This is a genomic window from Tissierellales bacterium, assembly GCA_025210965.1.
Classification (GTDB): domain Bacteria; phylum Bacillota; class Clostridia; order Tissierellales; family JAOAQY01; genus JAOAQY01.
Window position 1 is genome coordinate 1 of record JAOAQY010000222.1, and the last position, 7637, is coordinate 7637.

Annotated in this window: 15 protein-coding genes; 12 read left to right on the forward strand and 3 right to left on the reverse strand. The window is 31.6% G+C overall.

The genetic code is table 11. The features are described from left to right. The 3 genes from N4A40_16015 to N4A40_16025 form a co-directional block, all read right to left on the reverse strand. Positions 1 to 363, reverse strand: a 363-nt coding sequence (locus N4A40_16015; protein MCT4663359.1) for an ImmA/IrrE family metallo-endopeptidase, incomplete at its 3' end; no start/stop codon positions are given. Positions 364 to 488: 125 nt separating this feature from the next. Next, positions 489 to 701 carry a helix-turn-helix domain-containing protein gene (locus tag N4A40_16020; protein ID MCT4663360.1) on the reverse strand — a complete coding sequence of 71 codons (213 nt, stop codon included), beginning with the start codon at positions 699 to 701 and terminating at the stop codon, positions 489 to 491. A gap of 58 nt (positions 702 to 759) precedes the next feature. Further along, a complete protein-coding gene (locus N4A40_16025) occupies positions 760 to 1086 on the reverse strand; it encodes a helix-turn-helix domain-containing protein (protein ID MCT4663361.1) in 327 nt (108 codons plus the stop codon). Positions 1087 to 1266: 180 nt separating this feature from the next. On the opposite strand from N4A40_16025, the gene N4A40_16030 reads away from it, so the two are divergent. From N4A40_16030 to N4A40_16085, 12 genes are all read left to right on the forward strand, one after another. Then, a complete protein-coding gene (locus N4A40_16030) occupies positions 1267 to 1491 on the forward strand; it encodes a helix-turn-helix domain-containing protein (GenBank protein MCT4663362.1) in 225 nt (74 codons plus the stop codon). Positions 1492 to 1542: 51 nt separating this feature from the next. After that, entirely contained in the window at positions 1543 to 1671 is a 129-nt protein-coding gene (locus N4A40_16035; GenBank protein MCT4663363.1) for a hypothetical protein, read from the forward strand. A 118-nt stretch (positions 1672 to 1789) separates the two neighbouring features. Then, on the forward strand, positions 1790 to 2116 hold the full coding sequence (locus N4A40_16040; protein ID MCT4663364.1) for a hypothetical protein: 327 nt from the start codon (positions 1790 to 1792) through the stop codon (positions 2114 to 2116). After that, on the forward strand, positions 2116 to 2271 hold the full coding sequence (locus N4A40_16045) for a helix-turn-helix transcriptional regulator (protein ID MCT4663365.1): 156 nt from the start codon (positions 2116 to 2118) through the stop codon (positions 2269 to 2271). Before N4A40_16040 ends, N4A40_16045 begins: the two co-directional genes overlap by 1 nt. A gap of 53 nt (positions 2272 to 2324) precedes the next feature. Next, complete coding sequence (locus N4A40_16050; GenBank protein ID MCT4663366.1) at positions 2325 to 2504, forward strand: hypothetical protein; 180 nt, start codon at positions 2325 to 2327, stop codon at positions 2502 to 2504. Next, positions 2491 to 2838, forward strand: coding sequence for a hypothetical protein (locus tag N4A40_16055; GenBank protein ID MCT4663367.1), 348 nt, complete (start codon positions 2491 to 2493; stop codon positions 2836 to 2838). Before N4A40_16050 ends, N4A40_16055 begins: the two co-directional genes overlap by 14 nt. Before the next feature lie 14 nt (positions 2839 to 2852). Continuing rightward, the gene (locus N4A40_16060; protein MCT4663368.1) at positions 2853 to 3404 is read left to right on the forward strand and encodes a helix-turn-helix transcriptional regulator; all 552 of its coding nucleotides are present in this window, start codon (positions 2853 to 2855) and stop codon (positions 3402 to 3404) included. Beyond that, positions 3397 to 3564, forward strand: a complete 168-nt coding sequence (locus N4A40_16065) for a hypothetical protein (GenBank protein ID MCT4663369.1) — start codon at positions 3397 to 3399, stop codon at positions 3562 to 3564. Before N4A40_16060 ends, N4A40_16065 begins: the two co-directional genes overlap by 8 nt. 117 nt (positions 3565 to 3681) lie before the next feature. Next, positions 3682 to 5625: an AAA family ATPase gene (locus N4A40_16070; GenBank protein ID MCT4663370.1), complete on the forward strand. Its 1944-nt coding sequence runs from the start codon at positions 3682 to 3684 to the stop codon at positions 5623 to 5625. Between the two features lie 34 nt (positions 5626 to 5659). After that, the gene (locus N4A40_16075; protein MCT4663371.1) at positions 5660 to 6592 is read left to right on the forward strand and encodes a recombinase RecT; all 933 of its coding nucleotides are present in this window, start codon (positions 5660 to 5662) and stop codon (positions 6590 to 6592) included. 2 nt (positions 6593 to 6594) lie between these two features. Beyond that, positions 6595 to 7332: an MBL fold metallo-hydrolase gene (locus tag N4A40_16080; GenBank protein MCT4663372.1), complete on the forward strand. Its 738-nt coding sequence runs from the start codon at positions 6595 to 6597 to the stop codon at positions 7330 to 7332. A 15-nt stretch (positions 7333 to 7347) separates the two neighbouring features. Next, positions 7348 to 7637, forward strand: a 290-nt coding sequence (locus N4A40_16085; protein ID MCT4663373.1) for a hypothetical protein, incomplete at its 3' end; no start/stop codon positions are given.

Sequence of the window (7637 nt, forward strand, 5' to 3'; positions counted from 1 at the left end):
GATGGCATCTAATGTTATACTAGATTGAGTCTTAATGTAGTCAATTAACTCACTAGTTGGGATAAGAAAATCAGCAGCCCATTTCACAGCTTTTAATTCTTGCTTATTGATATTACAAGAATTTCTTAAAGAGTGAGGGTAGGCATGAGGTCTTATATCTCCAACTGTAGTAAGATGATGACCAAGTTCTTCAGCTAAGACAGAACGGTATTCATTAGCATCATAGATATTGCTATTCATTACAATTCTACTTCCCATTGAATCATGAAAATAAAAGCCTGAAACAGAAGAGGTGAGTGGTGTAATATGTAACGAAATTCCATAAAACTCAATTAATTCTTCTAGTTCTTCGGTTCTACGCATAATATCAAATCCTTTAGAATAGCCACAAATGAAAGGAAGTATATTTTTATTATAGCAGAACTGAAAACTTAATTGTCATAAAATTACAATAATTACAATAATAATACAAAAACAATACTGATGTTTTAATTCTTTTTAAGAATATTTTTTTGATTTAGCAAGTACTCTATTGAAACACAGAAGAAACCAGCTAGTGTATTTAAAGTAGTTTCATCTGGAAACTTTTTACCTTGCTCAAACATAGCAATATCATTTTTAGATATTGATAGAAGACAACTAAGTTCTAGTCTAGAAAAATTTCTTTCTTTACGAAGAGTTTTTAGTCGTGACGCAAACATTTTTTCACCTCATTTCATAGTTTTTTACAGAGAAAAGCGATGTCTATAACAGACACCGCTATTTTTTATTTTTAGATTTAATAAATCTAATATAATCATCAATTTGCTCGATTTCTTCAGGAGATAACTCACTGACATCTTCAGAGAGGTGGAAAGCCTGGGTTACTATTTCATAATCAGATTCATCTGGTTTTCTTTCATCGCTTCTTCCAAGAAGATAATCTACAGATACATTGAAAATATCAGCTAATAAATTTAATGTTTGAATACTAGGTTCTAATGATCCAGTTTCATATTTAGAAATATTAGACTTAGTTTGACCTATCTTTTTACCTAATTCTTCTTGAGTCATTCCAAATTCTTGTCTTAATGGTCTTATTCTCATAGAAATACTCCTTTTTTAATAAATAATATATATCACTATAATTATATAGTATCCATAATGGAAAATAAATCAGGTATCCAAAATGGAAAAAATAAAAAATAATGTTCTTGACAATAGCCAAAATAGAAACTATAATTAAAACAAGAAGTTTCCAAAATAGAAATCATCGGAGGTGAAATCATGTTTGAAAAACTTAGAGAAATTAGGAATAGAAAAAACATATGTGCTATGGAAATGGCAGAAATGCTGGGACTGAAGACGCCAGCTGCGTATTACAAAAAGGAAAATGGGACAATAAAATTTTCTTTAGAAGAAGCAGAAAAAATAGCTAAACTTTTAGAACTGCCTATAGAAGTGATTTTTTTTAAAAAATCAGTATCTAAAACAGAAACAAAAGGAAACTAAGACGCTATTGATTAAATAAAAAGCTTAGCAATAAAGAGAGATACTAATCAAATGATTAATCAAGTCAAAGGTTATTCAAAACTATCACCACTAGCCAAAAAAGCATTCGACGAAACATACGCTAAGCATCAATCATTCTTAGGTGAATCAGAAAAAGCAAACAAAAGTAACAGAACATAGGGATCACATACGTGTAGATTTGAATGCTTACATTACACAAAAAATAGAACATGGTATTAGTTGTATTCTAAATCATCAATCCGAATACAGCCACATAGCAACATGAAAGGAGGGAATTATGCAAATAATAAAACAACTTGATTATAAAACTTTCGTAGTTGATGGGGGAAAAGATTGCGTATCATTAGGTGATAATTTCTATGTACTCGGTAAAAAGGTAGAAGTTATTAATCCGTTTACCAAAGAAAGCTTAGGTTTTATAGATAGAGTTAAAGGAAAAATTCAAGTAGTACAGGTTTATGAAAAAATGTGTATCTGTAAACTTATAAAAGTACATCGGAAAAAGTTAAATGTAGAGAAGAGCGACTATGATTTCAACTATTGTTGTTATGGTTACTCAATAGCAGAATTAGATCAAGTTAGGATTGAAAATAAGGCAAGATAATTGGATTTACTCAAAAAGAGTTAGCAGAAAAAGCAGATGTTTCTCAAGCATATATCAATGAATTGGAAAAAGGTAAAAAGAAAAATCCATCGATACTTGTAATAAAAAGAATAGCTCAAGCTTTAAAAGTTGATGCTAGTGAATTACTCAAATAATTCTAAATCATCAATCCGAATACAACCACATAGCAACATGAAAGGAGGATGCCATGATCCCAAATCCAAACATCGATGAAAAAGAGAAAAACATATGGAAGGAGCTAAATAAACTAGGGATTTACACAATCGAGCAGTTTGAAGAATGTTACATTCAACAAGAAAAAATAGATATTTCTTGTTTTGTAAACAAACCAATTAGAGAGAAGGTGGCAGTAGGTGACCAAGAATAAAAGAATGAAATCTAAAAACAAATATATATGCGGAGATAGAACTTATAGTGAACTAGTACTAGAAACATTAGATGAAAGCATTTCGCTATATTGTCAAATATTAAAGTTTATATTCAAAACTGTACAAATGACATTAGGAGCTATAGCTATGATTTACTTAATAGTTTATGAATTACTTCCAGTTGCATCAACTGTAGATAGAGCAAAAGCATTACTAATAATTGCAGTACTAACAGTAGGATCATTTGGAATCGTTGGTATAATCTTTTGTTTTAAATTCTATGCAAATCAAGTGCTAGACTGGTGGGATCAAATAAGAGGAAAGCAAATATAGAGAGGTGACAGCATATGAGATTTTATGAATTACTCAGAGAAATAAGAGAAGAAGAAAACATTAGACAAGAAGATTTAGCTATAAATATTGGATATACTCAATCAGCTATTAGCAAGTTTGAATCAGGAGTAGCACCACTACCAGTAGAAGTGGGACTGTTGATCGTCAACTATATTAATAACCCTAGACTAACACATGCATATACAAATGAATTAAATCTAGGACTTTTAAATGTTGAATTCTTAAACAATATAGATACAAACTTACTTGTAGTTCTTGAATGTCTCATTGAAGAAGGCTCTGAGATGATAACCGCAATACAAACATTGAAGAAGTTATTTAAGAATAAAAGAAACAGAGAAGACATATCAGATGAAGATTGGATAGCTATAGCTGAAGAGATTAAACAAATTGCAGATGTGAAAGTATGCATGGATGTATTTCTTGTAGTAGTAAGTGAAAAGTTTGGACTCAATCTTAGAAGTCTTAGTCGAGAAATGAATTTCAAAATGAAGCAAAAAGGATATATCAAAAATCCAAATGAAAGAAGGGGTGAATATGATTAGATACAGAATTAGTCCTAAATTACTAGAAGTGTTTTCAAATCAGCTTTTGTCAGAAGCAAATAGTATATGTAATAGCGGACAAATGATATTAGTAATTGAAAATGGAAGGATAAAGCAAATTGTTAGTGAAGAAAAGAACGCTGCAGGTCTCGCAAACTAAGCAGGATGTCATAGAAAAATAATACAAAAAAACCCTGCAGGTCTCGCAAACCAGACAGGGTGCATAAAAAAATAATACACCACAATTATAACATATTGAAGGGAGAAGTGAAAGATTATGAAAATTGAATTGATAAGCTTGAAACTAGAAAATTTTAAAGGCATAAGAAATCAGAGAATTGACTTTACAGAAAAAACGAATATCTCCGGACAAAATGCAACTGGAAAGACTACTATATTTGATGCATTTACCTGGTTGTTGTTTGGAAAGGATAGCAAGGATAAAAAGGATTTTGGGATTAAAACATATGATATGCACGGAAAAACTATTGAGGGAATAGAGCACTCTGTAGAAGGAACTATCAATATAAGTGGTATCAGATATGAGCTAAAGAAAATATATAGAGAGAAATGGACTAAAGAAAAGGGCAAAAAAATCAAACGCTTTAGCGGAAATGAAACGATTTATTATATCGATGAAGAAGAAGTTCCAAAAGGTAAATACACTGAGTTTATTAAAACATTTGTCGAAGAGAATTTGTTTAAACTTATTACTAATCCTCACTATTTCAATGAAAAACTTCATTGGAAGGAAAGAAGAGATATTCTTATGAGTATCGTTGGAGAGATAAGCGATGATGATGTAATAAATTCTAGCGATGAATTGAAAGATTTAAAGAATTTACTGAAAGGTAAAGGCATAGAAAGTTTTAAAAATATAACTGCAGGGCAGAGGAAAAAACTAAATAGAGAATTGAAAGAGATTCCAGTAAGAATTGATGAAGCAAATAAAACTTTACCAAAAGCAGTACTTTCAAATGAAGATGTTCTAAATGCCAATATAGACAAAATTCAACTAGAAATTGAAGAGAAGAATAGACAAATAGATGATCAATCACTTGTATTTCAAGCATTTAATGAAAAGCAAAGAGAGTATTACCAGGCACAAAATAAAGTGCAGTCTAAAGAATATGAACTGAAAACTCAAAGTGAAAGACCTCTTCAGGAAGCAAAGATGGAACTCAGAGAAAAAGAGAGAATGTTAGAGCTGAAGACTAGAGATATTAATAATAACAATCAACTAATAGAAAAGAATAATGAAAAAATAGCAGCATATGAGAATCAATGCTCAGAGCTTAGGGATCAATGGTTTGAAGTAAATACAAGATCCTTTGAATCAAAAGATGATTTTACTTGTCCTACGTGTGGTCAGCTTCTTCCAGAAGAAGAGAGAGCTGAAAAATTAAAAACGATGGAAGATAATTTCTACGCTCAAAAGCAAAGAGACCTTGACCGCATAACAAAAGATGGTACAGATAAAAAAGAAAGCATTAGTCATCTTGAATCTGATAATGAAAAATGCTTAGAGGTAGTTGAAGGACTTACTAATGAAAGCGAGATTCTTAAATCTGAAATAGAAACTATCAAAGCGAATATAGAAAACTTTGTACCAGGAGAAATTGCTGAGGATGATGAACTAAAAAATCTCAAAGAACATGTTTCTATTCTCGAGAAAGAAATTAAGAAACCTGATGATGCTGAGATTAATAAATTAAGAGCAGAAATAGATACTCTTAAAAAGAAACAACATGAACTAAATGCTGAAATTAAAGAAATCAGAAGATGCGAAGAGACTCAAGCAAGAATTGAGGAACTAAAAGATAGAGAAAAATATCTTGGAGAACAAATTGCGAATCTTGAAAATCATGAAGAATTGTGTGATGAATTTGTGAGACAAAAAGTTGTGATGATTGAAGAAATAGCAAACAAAAAATTCCAAAAAGCAAGATTTAGACTTTTTAATACATTGGTAAATGGTGGAACTGAAGAGTCTTGCGATGTTACATTCTTTGGAGTTCCATACAATGATTTAAATAGTGCAGCGAAGATAGAAGTAGGCTTAGATATCATTGAAACTCTTATGAATCATTACGATATAAAAGCACCTATTTTTATAGATAACAAAGAAAGTATAAACCATGTACCAGTAATCGATACGCAAACTATTAATCTAATAGTATCGTTTGATGAAGACTTGATAATTGAGAACATAACAGCATAGCAAAAGTATATTTTAAAAATTGGAGGTAGAGAACATGAGTGAAAAAGAAACTAATTTAATGACGATTAGCGATGTAGCTGATCAAGTACTTTCAAAGGTAGAAGAACTACAAGCATCGGGACAGCTTAATTTTCCACCAAACTATAGTCCTGGCAATGCACTAAAAAGTGCTCAGCTAATGATACTAAATACTGTCAAAAATAAAGATGATAAACCTGCAAGTGAAGTGTGCACCAAATCTAGCGTATCAACTACGCTTTTAGATATGGTAGTCCAGGGACTTAATCCAATTAAGAAGCAGTGTTATTTTATAGTCAGAGGTAATCAGTTGACTCTTATGAGAAGTTATTTTGGAACTATAGCTGTTACTAAAAGATTGTCAGCGGTAGATGATATATTTGCACAAGTTATATATGAAGGTGACGAATTTGAATTTGAACTTAATAGAGGGAAAAAGAGAGTAGTAAAACATAAGCAAAAACTTGAAAATATAGATACTACAAAGATAATTGGAGCATATGCAATTATTATCCGTGGTGATGAAGAACATACTGAAATAATGAATAAGAATCAAATAGATACGTCCTGGAAACAAAGTTCTTCAAAAGGTATGGACGTACACAAGAAGTTCCCAGAAGAAATGGCAAAAAGAACTGTAATAAATAGATTGTGTAAATGGTTCGTAAATGTCTCAGATGATTCAGATGTGCTTATAGAAGCCTATAATAGATCTCTTGGTAACGAATATGAAGATCAACAAGCAGATAGTCCTAGAGTGCCAAATAATGCAAACTCAAAGAAAATAGACTTTGATGAAGAACGTGTAGTAGATGTTCCAGAAAATGAGCTTAAAGAAGTTAAAGATGAATCGAAAAACGAAAAAACAGAAGAAGTAAAAGAAAAGGTACAAAAACCAGTTCAAGAGACAATCAATCAAAATAGTACGACTCAGGGTCCAGGTTTTTAGATATGATTATGAAAGTTTTGGGAAGTAGTTCTAAAGGGAATTGCTACCTATTGGGAAATGATAATGAAGTATTGATATTAGAGCTTGGTCTTAATTTTAAGGAAATCAAAAAGGGTCTTGATTTTAAGCTCAGAAATGTTTGTGGGTGCTTAGTCACCCATGAACATAAAGATCACAGTAAAGCTTTATTAAATGCTGCACAGATGGGACTAGATGTATATACTAGCCAGGGCACAAAAGAAGCTTGCGCTGCAGATCATCATAGAATTAAAACTATAAAAAGCGGAGAACAGTTTAAACTTGGTGGCTTTAAAATTCTAGCATTTGAAGCAGAACACGATGCTAGAGAACCACTTGGATTTTTGATACAACATGAAGAAATGGGGAAATTGTTATTTGCAACAGATACTTATTATCTTAAATGGCAATTTGAGGGATTGAATCACATTATGATCGAATGTAATTACTCTGAAGATATTCTGACTAGAAATATTGAAAATAACTATGTTCCGGAAATACTAGGGCATAGACTTAGAACTTCTCACTTTTCTTTAGAGAACTTGAAAGAATTCTTTAAAAGCAACGATTTAAAACAAGTAAGAGAAATAGTACTCTTGCATCTATCAGAAGGTAATGGTGATCCAGAGCTCTTCTTAGATGAAATAACTAAAACTACTAGAAGGAAAACGTATTTGGCTCAAAAAGGTTTTGAGATAACAATGAACAAAAATCCTTTTTAGACTGGAGTGAAACTGATGGCGCAAAGAAATTATATTAAAGAGATGAATGACTTCTATGATTTGCTCGAACTAAATCCTGTTTCTGCATCGGCCATTGTTCTATGGAGCGCATTGATGCACATAAACAATAAATACCGATGGAAACTGGGATTTACGGTAGCCATATCAACCCTTGAAGTCAAGACAAGCTTGAAAAGAAGAACCATTGAAAGGGCGCGAAATGAACTTAAGCAACGTGGATTAATAAAGTGGCGCTCGCGTCGAGGTAATCAGTCAGCCATGTATGAGATGATTCCAGTTGCAAA

Coding starts and splice junctions, on each gene's coding strand:
- N4A40_16020 (MCT4663360.1), bottom strand. CDS start 701: ATGTTTGCGTCACGACTAAAAACTCTTCGTAAAGAAAGAAATTTTTCT.
- N4A40_16065 (MCT4663369.1), top strand. CDS start 3,397: ATGATTAGATACAGAATTAGTCCTAAATTACTAGAAGTGTTTTCAAAT.
- N4A40_16060 (MCT4663368.1), top strand. CDS start 2,853: ATGAGATTTTATGAATTACTCAGAGAAATAAGAGAAGAAGAAAACATT.
- N4A40_16080 (MCT4663372.1), top strand. CDS start 6,595: ATGATTATGAAAGTTTTGGGAAGTAGTTCTAAAGGGAATTGCTACCTA.
- N4A40_16030 (MCT4663362.1), top strand. CDS start 1,267: ATGTTTGAAAAACTTAGAGAAATTAGGAATAGAAAAAACATATGTGCT.
- N4A40_16050 (MCT4663366.1), top strand. CDS start 2,325: ATGATCCCAAATCCAAACATCGATGAAAAAGAGAAAAACATATGGAAG.
- N4A40_16075 (MCT4663371.1), top strand. CDS start 5,660: ATGAGTGAAAAAGAAACTAATTTAATGACGATTAGCGATGTAGCTGAT.
- N4A40_16070 (MCT4663370.1), top strand. CDS start 3,682: ATGAAAATTGAATTGATAAGCTTGAAACTAGAAAATTTTAAAGGCATA.
- N4A40_16025 (MCT4663361.1), bottom strand. CDS start 1,086: ATGAGAATAAGACCATTAAGACAAGAATTTGGAATGACTCAAGAAGAA.
- N4A40_16040 (MCT4663364.1), top strand. CDS start 1,790: ATGCAAATAATAAAACAACTTGATTATAAAACTTTCGTAGTTGATGGG.
- N4A40_16035 (MCT4663363.1), top strand. CDS start 1,543: ATGATTAATCAAGTCAAAGGTTATTCAAAACTATCACCACTAGCCAAA.